Annotated in this window: 22 protein-coding genes; 4 read left to right on the top strand and 18 right to left on the bottom strand. The window is 57.4% G+C overall.

Translation table 11 applies throughout. The annotated features are described in order from the left end of the window. Positions 1-126: 126 nt before the first annotated feature. Positions 127-1521, bottom strand: coding sequence for a class II fumarate hydratase (gene fumC / locus Q0915_RS29055; protein WP_299482399.1), 1395 nt, complete (start codon positions 1519-1521; stop codon positions 127-129). 306 nt (positions 1522-1827) lie between these two features. Here fumC and Q0915_RS29050 point away from each other — a divergent pair, with 306 nt between their 5' ends. Further along, positions 1828-2013, top strand: coding sequence for a hypothetical protein (locus Q0915_RS29050; protein WP_299482402.1), 186 nt, complete (start codon positions 1828-1830; stop codon positions 2011-2013). 102 nt (positions 2014-2115) lie between these two features. On the opposite strand, the gene nqrF is transcribed toward Q0915_RS29050, so the two are convergent. Genes nqrF through Q0915_RS29020 form a run of 6 tightly spaced genes read right to left on the bottom strand, consistent with a single transcriptional unit; the run spans position 2116 to position 7979 of the window. Continuing rightward, the gene (nqrF, locus tag Q0915_RS29045) at positions 2116-3336 is read right to left on the bottom strand and encodes an NADH:ubiquinone reductase (Na(+)-transporting) subunit F (protein WP_299482405.1); all 1221 of its coding nucleotides are present in this window, start codon (positions 3334-3336) and stop codon (positions 2116-2118) included. 14 nt (positions 3337-3350) lie between these two features. Further along, positions 3351-3959, bottom strand: a complete 609-nt coding sequence (nqrE, locus tag Q0915_RS29040) for an NADH:ubiquinone reductase (Na(+)-transporting) subunit E (protein ID WP_299482408.1) — start codon at positions 3957-3959, stop codon at positions 3351-3353. Then, entirely contained in the window at positions 3959-4612 is a 654-nt protein-coding gene (locus tag Q0915_RS29035) for an NADH:ubiquinone reductase (Na(+)-transporting) subunit D (protein WP_299482411.1), read from the bottom strand. The genes nqrE and Q0915_RS29035 overlap by 1 nt, the downstream gene beginning before the upstream one ends. Next, entirely contained in the window at positions 4609-5430 is an 822-nt protein-coding gene (locus Q0915_RS29030) for a Na(+)-translocating NADH-quinone reductase subunit C (RefSeq protein WP_299482414.1), read from the bottom strand. The genes Q0915_RS29035 and Q0915_RS29030 overlap by 4 nt, the downstream gene beginning before the upstream one ends. Further along, positions 5423-6631: an NADH:ubiquinone reductase (Na(+)-transporting) subunit B gene (locus Q0915_RS29025; protein WP_299482417.1), complete on the bottom strand. Its 1209-nt coding sequence runs from the start codon at positions 6629-6631 to the stop codon at positions 5423-5425. The genes Q0915_RS29030 and Q0915_RS29025 overlap by 8 nt, the downstream gene beginning before the upstream one ends. A gap of 4 nt (positions 6632-6635) precedes the next feature. Beyond that, a complete protein-coding gene (locus Q0915_RS29020; RefSeq protein ID WP_299482420.1) occupies positions 6636-7979 on the bottom strand; it encodes a Na(+)-translocating NADH-quinone reductase subunit A in 1344 nt (447 codons plus the stop codon). A 285-nt stretch (positions 7980-8264) separates the two neighbouring features. Between Q0915_RS29020 and Q0915_RS29015 the strand changes: the two genes are divergently transcribed. From Q0915_RS29015 to Q0915_RS29005, 3 genes are all read left to right on the top strand, one after another. Next, positions 8265-9296 (top strand): FAD:protein FMN transferase, encoded by a 1032-nt coding sequence (locus Q0915_RS29015; RefSeq protein ID WP_299482422.1) that lies wholly within the window; start codon positions 8265-8267, stop codon positions 9294-9296. A 31-nt stretch (positions 9297-9327) separates the two neighbouring features. Further along, entirely contained in the window at positions 9328-9573 is a 246-nt protein-coding gene (nqrM, locus tag Q0915_RS29010; protein WP_299482425.1) for a (Na+)-NQR maturation NqrM, read from the top strand. Between the two features lie 181 nt (positions 9574-9754). Next, positions 9755-10279 carry a CBS domain-containing protein gene (locus tag Q0915_RS29005; protein ID WP_299482427.1) on the top strand — a complete coding sequence of 175 codons (525 nt, stop codon included), beginning with the start codon at positions 9755-9757 and terminating at the stop codon, positions 10277-10279. A 106-nt stretch (positions 10280-10385) separates the two neighbouring features. Here the strand turns inward: Q0915_RS29005 and Q0915_RS29000 are convergent, their stop codons facing one another. From Q0915_RS29000 to Q0915_RS28950, 11 genes are read right to left on the bottom strand one after another with little or no spacing between them, the layout of a single operon-like run. After that, positions 10386-11036, bottom strand: coding sequence for an HAD family phosphatase (locus tag Q0915_RS29000; RefSeq protein ID WP_299482429.1), 651 nt, complete (start codon positions 11034-11036; stop codon positions 10386-10388). Next, positions 11036-12043: a LacI family DNA-binding transcriptional regulator gene (locus Q0915_RS28995; RefSeq protein WP_299482431.1), complete on the bottom strand. Its 1008-nt coding sequence runs from the start codon at positions 12041-12043 to the stop codon at positions 11036-11038. The genes Q0915_RS29000 and Q0915_RS28995 overlap by 1 nt, the downstream gene beginning before the upstream one ends. Before the next feature lie 22 nt (positions 12044-12065). Continuing rightward, complete coding sequence (locus tag Q0915_RS28990) at positions 12066-13235, bottom strand: dihydrodipicolinate synthase family protein (RefSeq protein WP_299482434.1); 1170 nt, start codon at positions 13233-13235, stop codon at positions 12066-12068. 22 nt (positions 13236-13257) lie between these two features. After that, positions 13258-13572, bottom strand: a complete 315-nt coding sequence (locus Q0915_RS28985) for a Dabb family protein (protein WP_299482437.1) — start codon at positions 13570-13572, stop codon at positions 13258-13260. After that, positions 13569-15161 (bottom strand): GMC family oxidoreductase N-terminal domain-containing protein, encoded by a 1593-nt coding sequence (locus Q0915_RS28980; RefSeq protein WP_299482440.1) that lies wholly within the window; start codon positions 15159-15161, stop codon positions 13569-13571. Before Q0915_RS28980 ends, Q0915_RS28985 begins: the two co-directional genes overlap by 4 nt. Before the next feature lie 9 nt (positions 15162-15170). After that, positions 15171-15929: a 3-ketoacyl-ACP reductase gene (locus tag Q0915_RS28975; protein WP_299482442.1), complete on the bottom strand. Its 759-nt coding sequence runs from the start codon at positions 15927-15929 to the stop codon at positions 15171-15173. Then, entirely contained in the window at positions 15926-17410 is a 1485-nt protein-coding gene (locus tag Q0915_RS28970; RefSeq protein WP_299482445.1) for a GMC family oxidoreductase, read from the bottom strand. Before Q0915_RS28970 ends, Q0915_RS28975 begins: the two co-directional genes overlap by 4 nt. Before the next feature lie 4 nt (positions 17411-17414). Beyond that, positions 17415-18524 carry a sn-glycerol-3-phosphate ABC transporter ATP-binding protein UgpC gene (gene ugpC / locus Q0915_RS28965; RefSeq protein WP_299482448.1) on the bottom strand — a complete coding sequence of 370 codons (1110 nt, stop codon included), beginning with the start codon at positions 18522-18524 and terminating at the stop codon, positions 17415-17417. 4 nt (positions 18525-18528) lie between these two features. After that, positions 18529-19401: a carbohydrate ABC transporter permease gene (locus Q0915_RS28960; protein WP_299482451.1), complete on the bottom strand. Its 873-nt coding sequence runs from the start codon at positions 19399-19401 to the stop codon at positions 18529-18531. Further along, positions 19401-20306 carry a sugar ABC transporter permease gene (locus Q0915_RS28955; RefSeq protein ID WP_299482453.1) on the bottom strand — a complete coding sequence of 302 codons (906 nt, stop codon included), beginning with the start codon at positions 20304-20306 and terminating at the stop codon, positions 19401-19403. The genes Q0915_RS28960 and Q0915_RS28955 overlap by 1 nt, the downstream gene beginning before the upstream one ends. A 55-nt stretch (positions 20307-20361) precedes the next feature. Further along, on the bottom strand, positions 20362-21606 hold the full coding sequence (locus tag Q0915_RS28950; RefSeq protein ID WP_299482456.1) for an ABC transporter substrate-binding protein: 1245 nt from the start codon (positions 21604-21606) through the stop codon (positions 20362-20364). Positions 21607-21802 lie beyond the last annotated feature (196 nt).

Raw genomic sequence — 21802 nt, 5'->3', positions numbered from 1 at the left:
GTCAATTTTGATCTGACAGGGGCCCACAAGAAGGGAAAGGCCAGACGTAGCGGGACAAAAACTACAAATCCTGCTCTCGAGACCAAAATCAGACCGCATGGCAAAAGTCGGCGGGCTTTTTGTGTTTTAGGACGGACCGATCATCTGGTCGGGGCGTACAAGGTCGTCGAATTCCTGTGCGGTTACGTAACCCAGTTTCAGGGCTTCCTCTTTCAGTGATGTCCCGTTTTTATGAGCCGATTTTGCGATTTCGGTTGCCTTGTCGTAACCAATTGCAGGAGCGAGTGCGGTGACCAGCATCAGGGATCGTTCCATCAGTGCCTTTATGTTGTCTTTGTTGGCCTTGATGCCGGAAACACACCGGTCGGCAAAGCTTCTGCTTGCGTCTGCCAGGAGCTTGATGGATTGAAGCATGGCATATGCCATGACCGGCTTATAGACATTCAGTTCAAAATGACCCTGACTTCCCGCAACCGAGATCGTCGTCTGGTTGCCGAAAACCTGTGTGCAGACCATCGTCATGGCTTCGCATTGCGTCGGGTTGACCTTGCCGGGCATGATCGATGACCCAGGCTCGTTTTCCGGCAGCGAGAGTTCACCGAGGCCGGATCGCGGGCCGGAGCCGAGCAATCGAATGTCGTTTGCGATCTTGAAAAGGGATGTGGCAATCGTGTTGAGCGCGCCATGGGCAAAAACATACGCGTCATGCGCGGCAAGAGCCTCGAACTTGTTTGGCGCTGTTCGAAAGGGCAAGCCGGTAATGTTTGCAACTTCGGCGGCAAATTGTTCTGCAAACCCTTTCTTTGTGTTGAGCCCGGTGCCCACCGCTGTGCCGCCCTGGGCGAGTTCATAAAGGCCGTCGGAGGCGTCCAGCAGACGCTGAATTCCAGCTTCGACTTGCGCCGTATAGCCACCGAATTCCTGTCCGAGTGTGAGCGGCGTAGCGTCCTGCGTATGGGTCCGGCCGATCTTGACGATGTCCGCCCACTCATCGGATTTTGTCTTCAGCGCGTCTTTCAGATGGTTGAGAGCGGGGACCAGACTTTGATGGATTTCCCGTGCCGCAGAAATATGCATCGCTGTCGGAAACGTGTCGTTCGACGACTGGCTCATGTTGCAATGATCGTTGGGATGGACCGGTGTTTTTGTGCCGATCTCGCCGCCGAGGATTTCAATTGCGCGGTTTGCAATGACCTCATTCGCATTCATGTTCGACTGTGTTCCGGAGCCGGTCTGCCAGACAACTAACGGGAAATGGTCATCGAATTTGCCTGCGGAAACCTCGCTGGCGGCCTTTGCGATCGCTCCCGCGAGCTCAGGGGCAAGTTTACCCTGGTGCTCGTTTACCGTCGCCGCAGCCAGCTTGATGATACCGAGTGCATGAATGAGGGGTATGGGCATGGTTTCACCGCCGATCGGAAAGTTGACGAGCGATCGGGCGGTTTGTGCGCCGTAATATTTGTCGCCTGGTATTTCCAGGGCGCCGAACGAGTCGCTTTCTGTGCGGGCGGATGTGGACATTGGTTCCTCCTTTATGATGCAACAGAGGGCAGGACTTGGATGCCGGGACAAAGTTCTCCCAAAGATATAGGATGCTTTCGCTGAACCGCTCGCGGGAAACCGGAACAGCCTGTGTCACGTGACTGCGTGGATCTCCGGCGGTGGCTCAATTCGCGGCACATTTCGGCCGGGCCCTTGCTTGATGGGGGCTGCCGGCCCGTAGTAGAAGACTTTATCAATGAGGAGGGCTCAAAAGATCAGCCCTTACCTTCAATTCGCGAGATTGTTCAACGAACCGGTGCACACCGGTTTCAACGGAAGCAGATTTTGGAAGACTTTTACCTGACGCCGCTGACCGGTTCCATTTTGTTGGTGCTGGTTGTCGGATGCGGCCATCTTTATCGCGATAACTGGAAAAAGCAGGAGGAGGGATGGCGTCGTCGCGCCTGGCTTTACGGTCTGCCTGCCGGTCTGGGCCTTTTGACGCTGGCTTTTCTGCCTCTCAAATTCTGAGTTCCGTTTGTGCAGCGCTGGCAGAGCGCGCGTGCTTTTACAGCGTTTCAGCTTTTTGCAACAAAAAACCGGCACGTGAGTGCCGGTTTTTACTTTGTGGGCTTATCCGCCGAAATCATCGAGCATGATGTCCTCGCGATCAACACCAAGCTCAAGCAGCATGTTGATGACCGAGGAGTTCATGATCGGGGGACCACACATGTAGAACTCGCAGTCTTCCGGCGCCGGGTGCTCCTTCAGATATTCTTCGAAAAGCACATTGTGAATGAAGCCGGTATAGCCGTCCCAGTCGTCGCCAGGTTGCGGATCGGAAAGGGCAACGTGCCACTCGAAATTCGGGTTTTCCGCCGCCAGCTGGTCGAAATCCTCGACAAAGAACATTTCACGTTTCGACCGGGCGCCGTACCAGAAAGTGATCTTGCGCTTGGAGCTGAGACGCTTGAGCTGATCGAAGATGTGGCTGCGCATCGGAGCCATGCCCGCACCACCGCCGATGAACACCATTTCCTTTTCGGTATCACGGGCGAAGAACTCGCCGAACGGACCGGAAATCGTCACCTTGTCACCGGGCTTCAGGTTGAAGATGTAGGATGACATCTGACCCGGAGGAATGCCCTCCGAACCGGGTGGCGGCGAGGCGACGCGGACGTTGAGCATGATCATGCCCTTTTCTTCCGGATAGTTCGCCATGGAATAGGCGCGCTCGATCGGAACGTCGACTGTGGACTTGTACTGCCACAGGTTAAACTTGTCCCAGTCCTCCCGGTACTCCTCCTCAACGTCGAATTCCGTGTAGGAGAGGCTGTGTGTGGGTGCTTCGATCTGGATATAGCCGCCAGCCCTGAAGTTGACGTCTTCGCCTTCGGGAAGCTCCAGAACCAGCGCTTTGATGAAGGTCGCCACGTTCTCGTTGGAGCGGACCGTGCATTCCCATTTCTTGACGCCGAAAACCTCTTCGGGCACCTCGATGTCCATGTCCTGCTTGACGGCGACCTGGCAGGACAGGCGGTCGCCGCCGGAAGCCTCACGCTTGGTGATATGGCTTTCCTCGGTCGGCAGGATCGAGCCGCCGCCGGAGTGGATTTTCACCCTGCATTGCGCACAGGTGCCACCGCCGCCGCAGGCGGACGGCACAAAGAGCTTCTCTTCGGCGAGTGTCTGCAGCAGCTTGCCGCCGGCAGGAACCGAAATCGTCTTTTCGCCGTTGATGGTGATGTTGACGTTCCCGGTCGATACGAGCTGGCTGCGGGCGACCATGATGATGGTCACCAGTGCGAGCACGATCAACGTGAACAGGACGACGCCGAGGCTGAATGTTTCCATTCCGATCGTCTCCCTTAGAGTTTGACGCCGCTGAAGGACATGAAGGCCATGGCCATCAGACCTGCGGTGATGAATGTGATGCCGAGACCCTGAAGACCGTCTGGAACATCCGAATATTTAAGCTTCTCGCGGACGCCGGCCATTGCCGTGATTGCGAGTGCCCAGCCAAAGCCGGAAGACAGGCCGTAGGTCGTTGCCTGCGCAAAGTCGTAGTCACGCTCGACCATGAACAGGGATCCGCCGAGAATGGCGCAGTTCACGGTAATCAGAGGCAGAAAGATGCCAAGTGCGTTGTAAAGCGGCGGGAAGAACTTATCGAGGATCATCTCCAGGATCTGAACCATGGCCGCGATGACACCGATATAGGTGATCAGGCCAAGGAAGGTCAGATCGACATCGGAAAACCCGGCCCAGGCAAGCGCACCGGGTTTCAGAAGATAAGTCAGCAACAGGTTGTTTGTCGGTACGGTGATCGTCTGCACGACCATGACCGAAATGCCGAGACCGATTGCCGTGGAGATTTTCTTCGAAACGGCAATGAAAGTGCACATGCCGAGAAAGAAGGACAGCGCGAGGTTCTCAACGAAAATCGCTTTGACGGCGAGTGAGATCAAACCTTCCATCAATGGGCCTCAACGGTCTGGATCTTGAATTCGCGTTCCTCGACCTGTTTCGGCTTCCAGGTGCGGAAGGCCCAGATCAGAAGACCGATGATGAAGAACGCCGATGGGGGTAGCAGCAGCATGCCGTTCGGCACGTACCAGCCGCCATTGTTGACGGTTTCGAGAATGGTGATCCCAAACAGTGAGCCGGCGCCGAAGAGTTCGCGAATGAAGCCGACCAGCATCAGGATCAGGCCATAGCCGAGCCCGTTGCCGACACCGTCGAGAAACGATGCGACTGGCGGGTTCTTCATGGCGAACGCTTCCGCACGCCCCATCACGATGCAGTTGGTGATGATGAGGCCGACGAAAACAGAAAGTGTCTTGGAGATCTCGTAGGCAAAAGCCTTGAGGATCTGGTCGACCAGGATCACCAGCGACGCGATGATCACCATCTGCACAATGATCCGGATGGAACCTGGAATGTGATTGCGCAGCATTGAGATGAACATGGAGGAGAAGCCGGTCACCGCAATCACTGCAAGCGCCATCACGAAGGACACCTGCAAGGAAGACGTGACGGCCAGCGCTGAACAGATCCCGAGAACCTGCAGCGTGATCGGGTTGTTGTCGACAAGCGGGTCGACAAGCAGTTCCCTGCGTTTCTGAGTCATGAGATCTCTCCTGCCTGCAGGTTGTTCAAGAAGGTCGCGTAACCCTCTTCACCCATCCAGAATTTTACAAGGTTGTCCACACCGCGCGACGTGAGAGTCGCGCCAGCCAGGGCGTCAATATGAAAGTCTTCGCCCGCGGGTGGTGCTGTCTTGTCGACCGTGATCTGCAGGTCGCCGTTGTCGTCCCGCAGTTTCTTGCCGGCCCAGAGCGATTTCCAGCGCGGATTGTCGACTTCCGCGCCAAGGCCCGGTGTCTCCGCGTGCTGATAGAACTGGAGCCCGAAGATGTCGTTGCCGTTGTCTTCCAGCGCGATGAACCCGTATAGGGTCGACCAGAGACCGTAGCCGTGGACCGGCAGAATGACCTTGTCGATGGATCCGTCCTCCCTGCGCAGGAGATAGATCGTCTTGAAGTTCGATTGGCGGCCGATGCCGGCCGGATCGCTGGCGAGTGCGCGGCTCAGATCAGGATCGGCGGCGGCAACCTGCTCATCGAACGTCGCGACATCGAATTCTTCGGTGAACCTGCCCGTCGTCAGGTCAAGCACATGGGGCTCGAACGCTTCGAACGCTTCCCTGACATTCGCTCCCGGAGCGTAGACCCCGGCCACCTGAAGGATGTTGATGCGCTTGTCGCGCAGCTTGTTCTCTTCCTGGATCGGCCGCAGCGATACGGCTGCAACGGACACGACCATGGAGGCGAACAGGCAAAGCGCGATGGCGACGAAAAGCGTTTTCGGGATCGAATCCGTCGGCAGGTCCAAAAACCGCCGGAGCGGGCCCTTGCCGCTGTTGTTGTCGGGAGTGTTGTCAGCCATAGCGGCGCAGTCTCCGTTTGATATTCGCCTGAACGACGAAATAATCGATCAGCGGTGCGAAAACATTGGCAAACAGGATGGCGAGCATCATTCCTTCCGGGAACGCCGGGTTGATCACGCGGATCAGGACCACCATGACGCCGACGAGAGCACCGTAGAAGTACCGGCCCATGTTGGTATGAGATGCCGAAACCGGTTCGGTGACCATGAAGGCCAGACCGAAAGCGTAACCGCCCAGCACGAGATGCCAATACCAGGGCATTGCGAACATCGGGTTGGTGCTGGATCCGATGACGTTCAACAGTAGCGAGAAACCGATCATGCCCGCCAGGCAGCCGACAATCAGGCGCCAGTTGGCAATCTTTGTTACCAGCAGGAAGGCAAGGCCGATCAGGCACGCCAGTGTCGAGGTTTCTCCAAGGCTTCCCGGTATGAACCCGATAAATGAATCCCACCAGGTCATACCGGAAGCCGCAAGTTGCTGGAAGCCTTCCGACGCGGTCACCGATAGCGCGGTCGCACCGGAAAAGCCGTCAACGGGCACCCACACGGTGTCGCCCGACATTTGCGCCGGATAGGCGAAGTACAGGAAGGCCCGGCCCGTGAGCGCCGGGTTGAGAAAGTTCTTGCCCGTCCCCCCGAAGACTTCCTTGCCGATCACCACGCCAAAGGCGATGCCGAGAGCAACCTGCCAAAGTGGCGTCGAGGCTGGCAGGATCAGGGTGTAGAGCATCGACGTGACGAGGAAACCCTCGTTGACCTCATGGCCCCTGATGGTTGCGAACACGACCTCGCAGATACCGCCGGCGACCAGCGTCATAATATAGATGGGGAAGAAATAGAGCGCGCCGTGCGCCAGGCAGGCGAAGACGTTTGTCGGGTCAAGTCCGATGCCGAATGCTTGCAGGATCCAGATGCGCCACCCGGTCTGGGCCTCCGGCCCGAGCGAAGCGAGCGCCGAATTGGCCTGCCATCCGGTATTGTAGAACGCAAACAATATGCAGGGGATCGTGGAAATGACCACATAGGTCATGATCCGCTTCATGTCGACGTAACTGCGCACATGAGGCGCGTTTTTCGTCACGGTTTTCGGCGTGTAGACAAAGGATTCCACCATTTCGTAGATGGGGAACAACTTTTCGTATTTTCCGCCTTTTTCAAAAAGGGGTTCGATACGGTCAAAGAACTGGCGCAGACCCAACGTATCAGCCCTCCTTTTCGATTTTTTCCAGGCATTCGCGCAGGGCGATGCCGTATTCGTATTTCGCCGGGCAGGCGAACCCGACGAGACCGAGATCTTCTTCGTCAAGTTCAAGCGCGCCAAGCGCTTGTGCCGCGTCGGTGTCCTTGATCAATAGCGCCCGCAAGAGCTGCGTCGGCAGGAAATCCTGTGGCATCAGCTCTTCAAATGTTCCGGTCGGAACCATCGCGCGGCGACCACCGTTCAGGTTGCTTGTCAGCGCATAAAGCTTTTTGGCAAAGGCCGAGCCCAGCACAGGTTGAACTGCGTATTTGCCGGGCATCGGGCGGATCCAGCCGAGCGGGATCTGCTTCTTGTCTTCTTCAATCATCGAGATCTGCCGATGATAGCGCCCGACGAAACTAAACGGACCTTCCGCTTCGCGGCCGCTCAGGACGGAGCCGGACAGAACGCGGGGTGTGACGTCTTCAGCGATTTCACCTTCTGTTAGGTCCTCGATCGAGGCGCCGCGGATCGTGCGCACGAGACGGGGATTTTTGGCAATCGGACCGCAAAGAGACACGACAAGCGCCGGATCCAGAAATCCGGTCCGTGCAAGCGCACCGATGGCGAGAACGTCCTGGTAAGAGATCGTCCAGACGGGTTGCTCGGCGCGCGGCGGTGTCAGAAAATGCATGTGGGTCCCGGCCAGACCCGACGGGTGCGGTCCGGTGAAGCCGACCGATGTGACGCCGGCCTTTCCAGCACCATCGAAGGAAAGACCTGGTGATTGGCATAGGTACGTCGGGCCGTCCGAGAGCTTGGAAACGGCAAGCAGGCCTTTTTCAAAATCCTCGAGGCGCTCCTCGATAATCACACTGGCGTTCGCGGCCAGCGGCTCACTTTCAATTGCGGTTACGTATATCGCGAGGGGCTTGGAATCCGTCTGCGGCACCTTGGAATAGGGCCTGGTTTTGAAAGACGTCCAAAGACCTGCGGCGCAGATGGTGTTTCGAACCGTATCCGGGTCGGCATCGTCGGGAATGCTGCCGAACTCGATGCCTTTGTCATCAAGGTCATGGGCTTCGATGACAACACTTTGCAAAACGCGCCGGGCACCGCGGTTGATTGCTCTCACACGGCCGGTGACAGGGGACACAATCACCGCATCGGGATTGTCCTTGTGAAAGAAAAGGGGCGTTCCCCGCTTTACTTCCTCCTGATCCTGAACCAGGACTTTCGGCTTGAGGTCGATATAATCCAGCCCAACCAGTCCGACTGAGCGAAAGGTTTGCCCCGGGTGGATCTTTTGTTCTGGTGCGCCCTGGAGTGGCAGGTCCAGACCTTTTTTGATGCTAATTGTGTCCATCTTCAACCTGCTGCGGATGTGGAGAGTGCCGCAGTTTTAAGTTAGCTTTCAGTGATGGTGAATTCGACTCGCCGCCCACGCTTTCCTTGCTGTCACCGATAGGTCAACGCGACAGCATTTATTTGAATGCCAGCAGAAAAACAACTGGCGTTCTTACTTAAAAAACAGTATCAGCCCCCTAACCAAGCCTCTGTGTCCGTCCAAGTGCGCACCATGCACCAGGCAAGGTTAACGCATCCTTTGGCATTTGCCCAATAGACCACATGCAATCCGATGTTTGATGCCATGAAAAAGACACTCGCCATCCTCGCAGCTCTTACCGTTTCAGCCTGTTTCGGCGAAGAACCGCCGAAGGTCATCACGTTGTCCGGCGAAACGATGGGCACGACTTACAATGTTTCGGTTGTCGGTCCCCCGGACACTCTTGAGGAAGCTGCTCTTGCAGCCGATGTCGAGGCTGTCCTTGCCGATGTGAACGCCAAAATGTCCAACTGGGACAAGGGATCGGAAGTGTCCCGGTTCAACGTTTCCACCGAAACCGGCCCAGTCTCTGTTTCAGGTGACTTTGTGACGGTGATGGCAGCGGCAAATGAGGTGCACAAGCTGAGTGACGGCAAATTCGACGTCACGCTCGGACCGCTCATCGAGCTTTGGGGTTTCGGGCCGCGTGAACCGGCAGATCCGGTGCCCTCGGATACAGACATCGAGACTGCGCTCAGCTTCGTCGGGCAGGCTGACAAACTGATTCTCAAGGCGGAGGATTCCACGCTTTCGAAATCCGCCCCGGAAGTCGGCATCAACCTGTCGGCAATTGCCAAGGGGTTCGGGATCGATGCCGTTGCAGGCAAACTCAAGGCGCTCGGAGTTGAGAACTATATGGTCGAAATCGGCGGCGACCTCGTAACGGGTGGACGCAATGCGGAAGACAAGGCCTGGCGGATCGGGATCGAAAAGCCGGAACCGGGTGAAAAAGCTGTCGAGCTCATCGTGCCGTTGGAAAGCAAGGGACTCGCAACGTCGGGCGATTATCGCAATTTCGTGGAACATGACGGCGTGCGTTATTCCCACATTATCGATCCGGTGACGGGCAAGCCTATAACTCACTGGACAACCTCGGTGAGCGTTGTGGCCGATGACGCCATGATGGCGGACGCCTGGGCGACCGCAATGCTTGTGCTTGGATCGGAAAGAGGTCTTGAGATCGCCGAAGCCAATGACATTGCCGTTTATTTCATTTCCCGAGATGAAAATGGCGACAAGAACACATATGTTACCAAGGCCAGCAGCGCGTTCGAGGCGTTGCAAAAAGCCGACTGAAACATCAACGGGCATTGCCTAGAAGACTGACATGGCTACTTTCCTGATTGCGTTTGTGTTGCTTATGCTTGTCGTGGCGGGCATGTCGCTCGGCGTTATCTTCATGGGTAAGACCATCAAGGGCAGTTGTGGTGGACTCAACGCGATTTCCGGCGCCGACAAATGCGTTGTGTGCCAGAAAGACGTCGATCCCGACAGTCCGCTGCGCGACAAGCTGCAGTGCCCGCGTGCGCGCAAGATGCTTGAAAAAATGGAAGAGCCGGCAGAAGCCGTCTGACGTTTCACCCGAATCGATGATTTTTCGGGAATCCTGCATTCTGATGACAGGGAACACGGCTGCATTTTCTCTGTGCGTCACCTCACCGTAATTCCACCGACTTTTGGGCGTATCATATTCGCAAATCCTGTCGTAAGATTCCGCTGCGAACGCTGAACTCAACGGTGAGAAGGAAGTCCCCATGGCCCCCAGTTCCTATCAGGCTCCCATGCGCGGCGATGCTGAGGATAAAAGGACGGTCAGTCAGTCCGTAGATACAAATCTCGGATCGACGACGAGCACTGTTTCCAAGATTCTGGAGAAAAAGGGTTCGAACGTCTTTTCTGTGTTGCCGAGCGATACCGTCAAGACAGCTGTCGAGGTGCTGCGCGACAAGCGTATCGGCGCCCTGCTTGTGACGGATGAAAGCGGCGGGATGATCGGTATCCTTTCGGAGCGCGATATCGTTCGAAAGCTTGCTGAAACGCCAGGCCAGACACTTCCGCAGCAGGTCGATGGTCTGATGACGCGTGACGTGAAGACTTGTGCTCCCTCCGACCCGCTTGTCACCGTTCTCAAGGTGATGTCCGAAGGACGGTTCCGTCACCTGCCGGTCATGGAAGACGGCAAGTTATGCGGCATGATCACAATCGGTGACGTCGTCAACTTCCGCCTGACCGAGCTGGAATACGAAGCCTTGAAAATGAAACAGATGATCGTCGGCTGAAACGCCGCGGTCGCGTCACAGTCTCAACAGACCTGCTTCCTGTCGCGCGGTGCGCATCTTTTGTGCACCAGCGCACGGATGCCTCGCCGGTCATGTTTGCCGTGTATCATATGACCGCAACATCGATCGCCGTCATTCCTGCATTGGCCGCTGCCTGAAGTCCCTGAGCACTGTCTTCAAAAACGAGACAGGCCTCTGGCAGCGTTTTCAGCCTGCTTGCCGCTTCGAGAAACAGGTCCGGAGCCGGCTTTGCATGTTCGACATCATCAATCGTCACGATTGCATCGAACAGGGGTAACAGGCCCGATGCCTCCAGTGAGGCCAGGACGATTTGCCTTGACCCTCCCGACGCGACCGCCATCGGCATATGTCTGTGTTTCGCGCGTGCGATCGAGGCGACCTTTGATATCTCCTGAACAGAGTGAATGTTCTCCAGGATATACTGCCGCAGATCCCTGACCGTCCGATCACGGTCAAGGACCATATTCTTTTCCGCTTCGAAGGCGTCCATAAGAACGTGTTCCGACATGCCGGCACGCTCGTGATACCAGCCTGCATCCATATCCAATCCGGTCTTTTTGAAAGCATATTGCCAGCCGACTGTGTAGAGATCAGGTGTTTTCAGCAGCGTGCCGTCGCAATCGAATATCAGCGCATGCGCTGCGCTCAGAAGAGTTTCGAGGGTCTGTTCCCTAGAATGAGCAAGTGAACCGTCGATTGACGATGTTGCAGACGGACCGGTGATTTTTCTGGTCATCAGATGCCGGTGCTTGATTGGCGCTCGATGAGCTTTACATCGTAGTGCCTGAGGTCGGGAGGGCGTTCGCCATCCACGATCCAGGACAGCATCGTCTGGGCGGAACTCCGTCCGAAGTGTTCCGTGTTGCACCTGATGGAACTGAGACGCGGGAAGACAAGAGAGCTTTCCTCGATGTCATCGAAACCCACGATCCGAAAATCCGTGCCGACCTTCACGCCGGCCTCCGCAAATCCGGAAATCATGCCAAGCGCAACAAGATCGCTGAAGCAGATGGCGGCTTCGATTTCCGGCCGTTCGGTTGCGATCTGAAGCGCCAGATCCCGGCCGAATGACCGCGATGGCCTGCCGTGAAACGTCTGCGCCGCGAGGCCCCGATCCATCATGACGGCGCTATAGCCGGACATTCTCTCGTTTGTGATCGGACGGTCCTTGAGGCCGCCTGCAAAAGCGATGTTCCGGCATCCTAGATCGAGGAGGTGGTTTGTCGCCAAACGGCCTCCGACTGCGTAATCATGCGTCGCAAAGGGGAAAATATCGGTGCGCTGGTCGATTTGGCGAAGGACCTGCAGCGTCGGGATACCCGCTCGCTGAATGGAATCGAACGCGTTGGCGTCACCACCATAGGCCGGAGAGATGACGAAAGCCGAAACACCGTGTTCGATCATGGAATCGATCACCTGGGCCTGTATTTCGGGATCCTCGTCGGTGTTCGCAATGACCGTCGCATATCCCTTGCGCGCAAATTCCATTTGTGCGCTCGCGGCAAACTCCGTGAAAAACGGGTTGCGCAGGTCGTTGATAATCAGACCGATCAGTCCGGACTCAGCGCCCCGCAATCCGGCCGCGGAACGGTTGTAGACATACCCGAGGTCCTTGATTGCCTTTTTGACCTCATCGCGTTTCGATTGCTTGACCAACAGGGAATTCTGCAGCACGAGCGAAACCGTCGATTTCGACACGCCGGCCTTGTCCGCAACGTCCAGAATTGTTGGTCTTTTTTTCATTCACGCCCGCCCCCGGCAGAAATCACTCAACACCGTGAAGCTTCAAGAGCAGTCCCATGCGCTCGACGGCAGTGTCAGGCTTTGACAGCAAACGCGCCTTGTCCGCAAGTCTGAAGACTTCCGCATAGTGCGAAATTTCCCGGGAGGACTGAAAGCCTCCCGGCATGATGAAGTGGCTTTGGGCGTCATTCAGCCAGGCGAGAAATGCGATGCCTGCCTTGTAGAATTGTGTCGGTGCCTTGAAGATTTCCCGGCTGAGCGGGACCGTCGGACGAAAGAGATCGTGATAGGTCTGAAGGTCACCTTGCGCGAGTGCTTCGAGCGCCTGGCTGGCTGCCGGTGCGATCGCCGTGAAGGCCCCGAGCAGAGCGTGCGAATAGTGTTCACCGTCGCCTACGATCAACTCCGCATAGTTGAAGTCGTCTCCGGTGTAGAGATGGACGCCGTCCGGAAGACGTGCGCGTAACTCCTCTTCATAGGTTTTTTCCAGAAGCGAAATCTTGATGCCGTCGACTTTGACCGGGTTAGCTTCAATAATCGCAAGAACCGTGTTCATAGCCGTTGCAACATCGACGGAGCCCCAATAGCCCTTCAGCTTTGGATCGAACATGTCCCCGAGCCAGTGCAAGATGACCGGTGCGGAAGCCTGCCCCAACAGTTTTTGATAGACATGAACGTAGTCGTCTGCGGTTGCACCGATCGCGGGGAAGGCCTGCGATGCCATCAGGATGACCTGGCCGCCCGCCGCTTCGATTGCTTCCATCTGTTCGGTATAGGCTGCCAGAATATCGTCCGGTGTCCGGTAATCTTCCCGTGGCTTTTGGTCTGTTCCCGCGCCGCAGGCGACGCGCGGCTTCAACGGGTGTGCTTTTGCATCGCGCATCGTGCGCTGGATCAGTTCCTTTGCCGTCGGCCAGTCGACGCCCATGCCCCTTTGTGCCGTGTCCATCGCCTCGGCAAGACCAAGGCCCTGATCCCACAGCCAGTTGCGGAAGCGCAATGAATTCTCCCAGTCGACAGCAGGTGATCCAAGCCATGGATCGCGTTCTTCGAGCGGCGAAGAGACCACATGCGCGGCGGCAAACGCGATGCGATTGAGCGGAACGCGCGGCGCACGCGGGATCAGGGGATCACCGATCAGCTGATAGGCCTCAAGTCTGTTGTCGAGTGTCGGAAGGGTCAGCATGTTCATCTCCAGCGTCTTGCGTCACCCGTCATGCCGCGACCGGAATGTCGAGAACCAGAATTCCGTCGATGCCGCCAATTGCATTGGCCACCAGCTTTGCCCCGAGTGCCTTGTGATCGGGGTGCGTCTGGTAGCGCTCGAGCGCGTCCCAGTCTTCAAAGTCGACGACAAATCCGTGCATGTAACCGCGTTCGATCTTTTCCGGGCTTTCGCTGCGGCCGGACGTGATGTCCAGAATGCCGGGCACCTGATCGCGGATCGTGCGCAATTCCTGAAAGAGACCGGCGATCGTGTCTTCGCTGACGCCGTCCTGAAACTTGATGAGTACGATGTGTCTGATCATTGAGTGTCACCGTGATCCTGTTTGATCATGTCAGCCCCTTTTTCGCCGATCATGATGGCTGCTGCATTCGTATTGGATGAAACGACCGTCGGCATGACCGAAGCGTCGATGACGCGCAGGCGGGAAAGGCCGTTGAAGCGCAGTCTGGGGTCAAGCACAGCCTTGTCGTCCGCGCCCATCCGACAGGTGCCTGCCGGGTGGTGAGAAGTCTTGGAGTGCTCGCAGATGAAGTTGAAATAGTCTTCATCGGTTTCGACATTTGGGCCCGGCAAGCGCTCGGCCTTGATGAAGGGCTTGAGCGGCCCCTGCGCCAGGATCTCCTGGGTCAGTTTCAGCCCTCGGATCGACATGTCCCGGTCCTGGGGATCCTGCAGGTAATTCGGATCGATCAGCGGTGCATCCATGGGATTGTCGCTTTGAAGGCGAACGCTTCCGCGCGAGCGGGGCCTCAAGTAGCAGGAGTTCAGCGTGACGCCGCCATTTGGCATGGCGGCGACGCCCGATTCGATGCCGGTTCCAAGGCCGAGGTGAAACTGCAGATCCGGAGAACGTGCCTCAGGATCGGCGTACCAGAAGCCACCGGTTTCAAAGAGGGAAGAGGACACGGGTCCACGCTTTGTGAAGAGATATTGCAGACCGGCGATCGCCGACCAGTGCATCTTGGCATAGCGGTCGTAGGTGTAGGGGCCACTGACCTCGCAAATGCAGTAGAGGTCCAGATGATCCTGCAGGTTCGCGCCTACCTCGGGCTGGTCGTATACCACGTCGATGCCAAGGCTTTTCAGATGATCGGCGGGACCGATGCCGGAGAGTTGCAGCAATCTGGGCGAGCCGATTGAGCCCGATGACAGAACGACTTCGTTGCTCGCCGTGAGGCGGGTGCCGTCAGCGAGTTCAACACCTGTCGCAGTGCCATTCTCAACAACAATACGGCGGACCTGCGCTCCGGTTTGAATGTGAAGGTTCTGCCGGTTCCGGTTCGGGGCAAGATAGGCCATCGCCGCTGAGGAACGACGTGCGTTCTTCTGGGTCAGCTGGTAGTAGGCGACACCGTCCTGCTTCTCGCCGGTCACGTCCTCGTTGTGCGGAATGCCGAGCTCTGCTGCCGCCTTGAAATAGGCTTCGCAGATGGGCAATGGCGCGCAGGGTTTGGAGACGCCCAAGGGTCCACCCTGGCCATGGTAGCGGTTGTTGTAAGTGTCGTTGTCCTCGGCCTTGCGGTAATAGGGCAGGACATCCTCATAGCCCCAACCTTCGCATCCCATCTGGCGCCATTCATCATAATCGAGCGCATTGCCACGGGTGTATATCTGCGCATTGATCGCCGAACCGCCGCCGATCACCTTGGCCTGGGTGTAGCGGAACACACGGTCCTTCATGTGCCTTTGCGGAACCGTGTGCCAGCCCCAGGAACCGATGCCCTTGGTCATTTTGGCAAAGCCGGCGGGTACATGAAAAAACGGATGCCAGTCGCGTCCACCCGCTTCCAGAAGCAGGACGCTGACATCGGGGTTTTCGCTCAGCCGTGCCGCAAGCACCGACCCTGCGCTGCCACCTCCGATGATGATGAAATCGTAGCCTTTTTCCATGATGAACTCTCAAAGGCGTGGAATGGAAAGTCCGCCATCCACATTGATGACGGTGCCCGTGGCAAAAGCCATCTGACCTTCCGCAAGTGGAAGGATGGTCGAGGCGATGTCGGCCGGATACCCCCAGCGGGCCGAAGGCACGAGGCCGTCTTCAATCCGCTTTGTGTATTTGTCTTTGACGCCGGCTGTCAGAGCGGTCTCGATGACACCTGGCCGGATATCAAAGACACCAATATCGTGTGGGGCGAGCCGGACAGCAAACAGCTGCGCCATCATCGAAGCCCCGGCCTTCGAAAGGCAGTATTCCGCGCGCTCGACAGAGACCATCTGCGCGCTGACCGACGTGACGAAGGTCATCGATCGGTACGTTTCGCTGGTCGTCTCCAGCATGCGCCGCGCAACCTCCTGGGCCAGGAAGAAGGCTCCTCGAAGATTGACACCCATCACGAAGTCGAAACTCTCGGTCGTGATTTCGAGCATGTCTCCGCGCACTTTCGCCGGCACACCTGCATTGGAGACATAAGTGGTGAGTGGCCCCAAATGTTCTTCGACACGGTTCAGGAATACAGCATGACCATCCACATCCAGGAGATCGTGAGAGTAGAAGGCCGCTTTCGGTCCCAACTTGCTCAGCGCTTCGACAACTTCCGGATCGTCACTCCGGTTTGGAGCCAGAATTGCCACCTTGTATCCGGCGCCGACAAAGGCTTCGGAAATCGCAAGCCCGATACCGCGCTGACCACCCGTGACGAGGGCTACCTTGGTCATGCAGCCAACTCCTGCCTTATGGTCTCGGCAGTCCGCAGCGACAGGGCGGCGACGGTAAGAGCCGGATTGACTGCCGCAGATGTCGGCAAAGCAGCTGCGTCCGTCACGAACAGGTTCGGGTGATCCCAGGAGCGGCAATCCGGATCAAGCACGCTGGTTTTCGGATCGTCGCCAAGTCGCACCGTGCCGCATTGATGCGAAGGCACGCGGCCATCGAAGAGGCGTGATAGCACGACGGGAAATCCGGCCTTTTTAAGCGTCGCCTTCGTGCGTGCCGCGAGCTTCTTGTGGGCCGTCATATTGGACCGGCGCCAGTTCAGCTGGATCTTGCCGTCCTTGATCAGGACGCGGCTTTCCGGATCGGGCAGATCCTCTGAAATGAGATAAAGATCGAGCGCATGTTCCGAAATCCACTTGGCAGCGAATTTCGGCAGTTGCGGTACCTGTATTTTCAGGATGTCCGGGGTGACCCGTCCGAGCAGTTGCACATTGCCGAGCGGCTTTCCGTCTTCTTCTTCTGCAAGGTACCAGTCGTTTATGCCGAAGGTTTTCTGATAGACCGCATCGTTCCGGAAGCGCGGGTCGATGGCGATCATCGCGGTCGCATTGTGGTTCATGAAGCAGCGGCCGACATAGTCCGAACTGTTCGCAATTCCGGACTTGAGCAAGAGCGCTGCCGACTGCACCGCGCCTGCACAAATGGCGACGATCGCAGGCGTCAGATCGGTTTCCTCACCGTCCTTGAGGAAGGTGACGCAACTGATTTTTCTTGTTTCAGGGTCAACCTGGAGCCTGGTGACTTCAGCGCCCGTGATCAGCTCCACATTTTCGTATGCAAGTGCCTCCGCGAGACCGCACGTCTCGGCATCCATCTTGCCGCACCGAAGATCCGGATAGCCGTCCCAGCCGGTTTTGCCGGCTGAAAGCCATGTGTCGATATCGACGCCGAGAGGTAGCGAGAATGGTTTGACGCCGGCACCTTCCAGTCTCTGGCGCGCCGTGCGGATTGCTGGTTCGTCCGGGACGGGTGGAAACGGATAGGGACCGGAATGAGACGGTTCGGTTTCGTCCGAGGCGATGTCTCCGCGCACCCGGTAGAGCTTTTCCGCTGCTTCGTACCAGGGGGCAAGCTCGTCATAGGAGAAGGGCCAGGCCGGCGAGACGCCTTCGAAATGCTCCAGATCCCCGAAATCCTCTTCGCGGTAACGGATCAAGACCGCACCGTAGAGTTTCGAATTTCCGCCGACATTGTAGTAATTGCCGGGCTCGAACGCGTTTCCCTGCTGATCCAACCACGTTTCCGATGAGCGGAAGGCGCTGTTGGTGTAGATCCGCCAGGGGTCCCGCGCCGGGGCATCATCAGGGATCTGGTGGCCGCGCTCCAGGATCGTGATCTTTGCGCCGGACGGCGCAAGGCCGGCAGCAAGGGTTGCACCTCCCATGCCGCTGCCGACAATCACGATGTCAGGAGCCTTCGTCATCGGGTCAGGCGATCCTGTTCTCGCTCTGAGGGTCGAACGCGACCGCCTTTTCCATGTTGAACGCAAAGGGGAAAGTGTCGCCGGCATTGACCGCGACATCTGCGCGGAAGCGCCCGGTGACATCCTTGCCGCCGATCTGGCTGACGACAAATGTGTCGGATCCTGCCGGTTCGGTGACTTCAACCGGTGCTTCAACGATATGGACCGCCTGCGAGTTTCTGTCGGCGCCGTCCCTGTCGGTGATCGCCTCGGGGCGGATGCCCAGGATAATGTCGCGGCCGACATCCGAGGCAAGTTCTTCCGTGGCGAAAGGGATAGAGGCCTTTGTGCCGTTCGCCAAAGACACTTCTGCGGCAGACTGGCCGTTTTCCGATACCACCTTGGCGGGGAAGAGGTTCATCGAAGGTGAGCCCATGAAACCGGCAACGAACATGTTCGCCGGATTGTCATAGATTTCCTTGGGTGTCCCGAGCTGCTGCACGTAGCCGCCGAACATCACGGCAATGCGGGTCGACAGTGTCAGGGCCTCGATCTGGTCATGGGTCACGTAGACAATCGTCGTCCCCAGCTTCTGGTGAAGCTTCTTGATCTCCGTGCGCATGTCGACACGCAGCTTTGCATCCAGGTTGGAGAGCGGCTCGTCGAAGAGGAAGACGTCCGGTTCGCGAACAAGGGCACGGCCCATCGCAACACGCTGGCGCTGGCCGCCGGAGAGCTGACCCGGCTTACGATCGAGCAGGTGCTTTATCTGCAAAAGATCGGAAACCTGCGAGATACGCTTTTCGCGTTCCGACTTTTCAATGCCGTGCATCTCCATGCCGAAGGAGATGTTCCCGCTCACCGTCATGTTCGGATAGAGCGCGTAGGACTGGAACACCATGGCGATGTTGCGGTCGGCCGGCTTCACGCCATTCATGCTCTTTCCGCGAATGGCGATCTCGCCCGAGGTGATGTTTTCCAGTCCGGCGATCATGTTCAGGAGTGTGGACTTGCCGCAGCCGGAAGGTCCTACGAGGACGAGAAACTCGCCTTCTTCAATCGAGATGTCGGTTTCGTGCAGAACCTGAACGGCTCCGTAAGACTTGGTCGCCTGTTTGATGTCGAGAAAGCCCATTGTCTTATCCTTTAACTGAGCCGGCCATCAGGCCACGGACGAAGTATCGGCCCGCAACGATGTAGACGAGGAGTGTCGGCAGCGCGGCCATGATCGCGCCTGCGAAATGGACGTTGTATTCCTTCACGCCGGTTGACGATTGCACCAGGTTGTTGAGCGCAACGGTCATCGGCTGGCTGTCGAAATCGGAGAAGGACGCGCCGAAGAGGAAGTCGTTCCAGATATTGGTGAACTGCCAGATGATGCAGACAACAGCGATCGGACCGGACGACGGCAGCAAGATGCGCCAGAAGATCCGGAAGAAACCGGCTCCGTCGATCTGTGCCGCCCTGACCAGCTCGGTCGGGAACGCCGCGTAGTAGTTGCGGAAATAGAGTGTTGAGAAGCCGATGCCGTAAACGAAATGCACGAAGATCAGGCCCGGGACCGAGCCCGCAAGCCCCATCAGGCCGAGCATGCGTGCCATCGGGATCAGGACCATCTGGAACGGGATGAAACAGCCGAACAGCAACAGTCCGAAGAGAATGGTCGCGCCGCGAAACGGCCACTTGGTGAGAACGTAACCGTTCAGCGCGCCGACAATCGTCGACAGCGCGACCGCCGGAACGACCATGATGATGGAGTTCAGGAAATAGGGGCGTAAACCGGTTGCCTCAACGCCGACCTGTGCGCTGGACCAGGCGCTCAGCCACGGGGCGATGGTCCATTCCTGCGGCAGAGCCATCATCCCGCCGGCCGTGATCTCGGACAATGGCTTCAGCGAGTTCACCAACATCACGTAGAGCGGCAGGAGGTAGTAGATGCAGAAGAAGACGAGCAGCGTATATAGGACGATGCGTCCGATACTGTTGCCGCTTTTTGCGTGAGTGGTGGCCATCACTTCTTCTCCCTCAGTTCGGACCAGAGATAGGGCACGATGATGGCGGCGATCGTCATGAGCATGATCACGGCGGAGGCTGCACCAATCCCCATCTGGTTTCTGGTGAATGTGTAGGAATACATGAAGGTCGCCGGCAGCTCCGTCGCCGTTCCCGGGCCGCCGCCAGTCAGGGCGATGACAAGGTCATAGGACTTGATGGCCATATGGGCGAGCACGACGAAGGCCGACATGAAGGCCGGTCGCAATTGCGGGATCACGATGCGGCGATAGAGAGCGAAAGTCGAGGCGCCGTCGATCTGGGCAGCCTTCATCATTTCGCTGTCGATACCGCGCAAGCCCGCCAGGAACATCGCCATGACAAACCCGGATGTCTGCCAGACGGCGGCGATCACGATCGTATAGATCGCCATTTCCCGATTCTTGATCCAGTCGAATTCGAAGCTGGTCCAGCCCCAACCCTGGACGACCGCCTCGATCCCGATGCCCGGGTCGAGGAACCATTTCCAGGCAACACCGGTGACAATGAAGCTCAGGGCCATCGGATAGAGATAGATCGTACGGATGAAGCCTTCGGCGCGGATGCGCTGATCCAGCAAGATCGCCAACAGAAGGCCGAGGGCGCAGCAAATGATGATATAGAGGAGACCGAAGATCACCAGGTTCGAAACGGCCGTATCCCAGGCCCGGATCCGAAAGAGGTTCTCGTAGTTCTGCCACCCGACCCAACCGAAAGAGGGCAGAATGCGGCTGTCGGTAAAGGACAGATAGAGCGTGAATAGGATGAAGCCGTAGACAAAGATCGCGACAATGGCGACCGTCGGGCTCAACACGATTTTAGGCAAAGCGTCACGCAGTCTGTCAACAACGGAACCCTGCGGGTTCGCCGTTTCAGAAATAGACATCTCAGGTCCCCCGCTGCCGGAAAGCGGTGCTGTGCACCGCTTTCCGTAGGGTCTATTACTTGTTGATTTGAACGGCGGTCACGAGCTCTTCGATAGCTGTTTCGCTGTCATATTCGCCGTTGAAATGCGCCGTAATCACGTCGTACATCGCGTTCTTGATCGCCGCGGGGTTGGCGTGACCATGAGCCATGGAACCATATAGATTGCCGCTGTCCGCAGCTTTCTTCAGATCGGCCATGCCTTTTTTGCCGCAGGCATCAAAGGCTTCGTCGGAAACGTCGGTCCGGGCCGGTACCGATCCCTTGACCACGTTGAACGCGGACTGGAAGCTTGGCGACAGGATGGCGGTTGCAAGCGCAGCCTGTTCCTTGCCGACTTCCGAGCCTTGAGCGAACATCGCGAACTGGTCAGCGTTGAACGTCACCTGGTCCTGGGTGCCGGGGAAACGGAAGCAAAGGAAGTCAGCGTCCGGCTGTTTTCCGGCGTTCAGGAATTCACCCTTCGCCCAGTCACCCATCATCTGGAAGGCGGCGTCGCCGTTGATCACCATTGCAGTGGCGAGGTTCCAGTCACGGCCCGAGAAGTTGTCGTCGACATAGGACCGGATAACAGCCATGCGGTCGAACGTTTCCTTCATCGTGTCGGAGCCGAGTGTTTCTTCATCAAGGTCGATGAAGGCCTTCTTGTAGAAGTCCGGTCCGCCAGTCGACATGGCAACCGCGTCGAACACGGTCGCGTCCTGCCAGGGCTGTCCGCCATGTGCAATCGCAGTCTTGCCGGACGCTTTTACCTTTTCCAGAGCGGCAACGAACTCATCCCAGTTGGTCGGAACCGCAATGCCGAGTTCGTCCAGGACCGCCTTGTTTGCCCAGACCCAGTTTGTGGAGTGGACATTGACCGGTGCAGACACCCACTTGCCGTCGTGCTTGGCAAACTCCTGAAGTGCTGCCGGGACAACGTCGTCCCAACCTTCCAGGCCGGCCTGGATGTTCAGGTCGGCAAGTGCGCCTTCCTTGGCCCAGTCAAGGATGTCGAAGCCGAGCATCTGCACGGCGGTCGGCGGGTTGCCTGACGTTACGCGGGCACGCAACACCGTCATTGCCTGCGAGCCGCCGCCACCGGCAACCGGCATGTCCTGCCAACCGATACCCTGACCTTCAAGATCCTGTTTCAGGACATTCAGTGCGGCAGCTTCACCGCCGGATGTCCACCAGTGCAGAACTTCAACGTCTTCTGCCTTCACGCTTGCGCTCGCTGCCAGCAGGGCAGCAGCAGCCGTCATCATCGTCAACTTACGCATGGATTTCCTCCCTTTACGTGCCTGTCGTCGTCATGGGTGCCGGACTCCGGCGGACCCTAAGTCACGCAACGTCTATTGTAACGTTGCAAACCACGTGCATGTCAATAATTTAATTTGTGCTCCGTCGGAACAGGTTTTTCGTTTTTTTATAGTTAGTTATTTCGATAGTTGGCATTTTGCGACGCAACATCTTTCT

The sequence above is a fragment of the uncultured Roseibium sp. genome, assembly GCF_947494555.1.
GTDB lineage: Bacteria > Pseudomonadota > Alphaproteobacteria > Rhizobiales > Stappiaceae > Roseibium.
The sequence above is the reverse complement of the archived record's forward strand: the minus strand, read 5'-3'. Positions and strand labels throughout refer to the sequence as shown.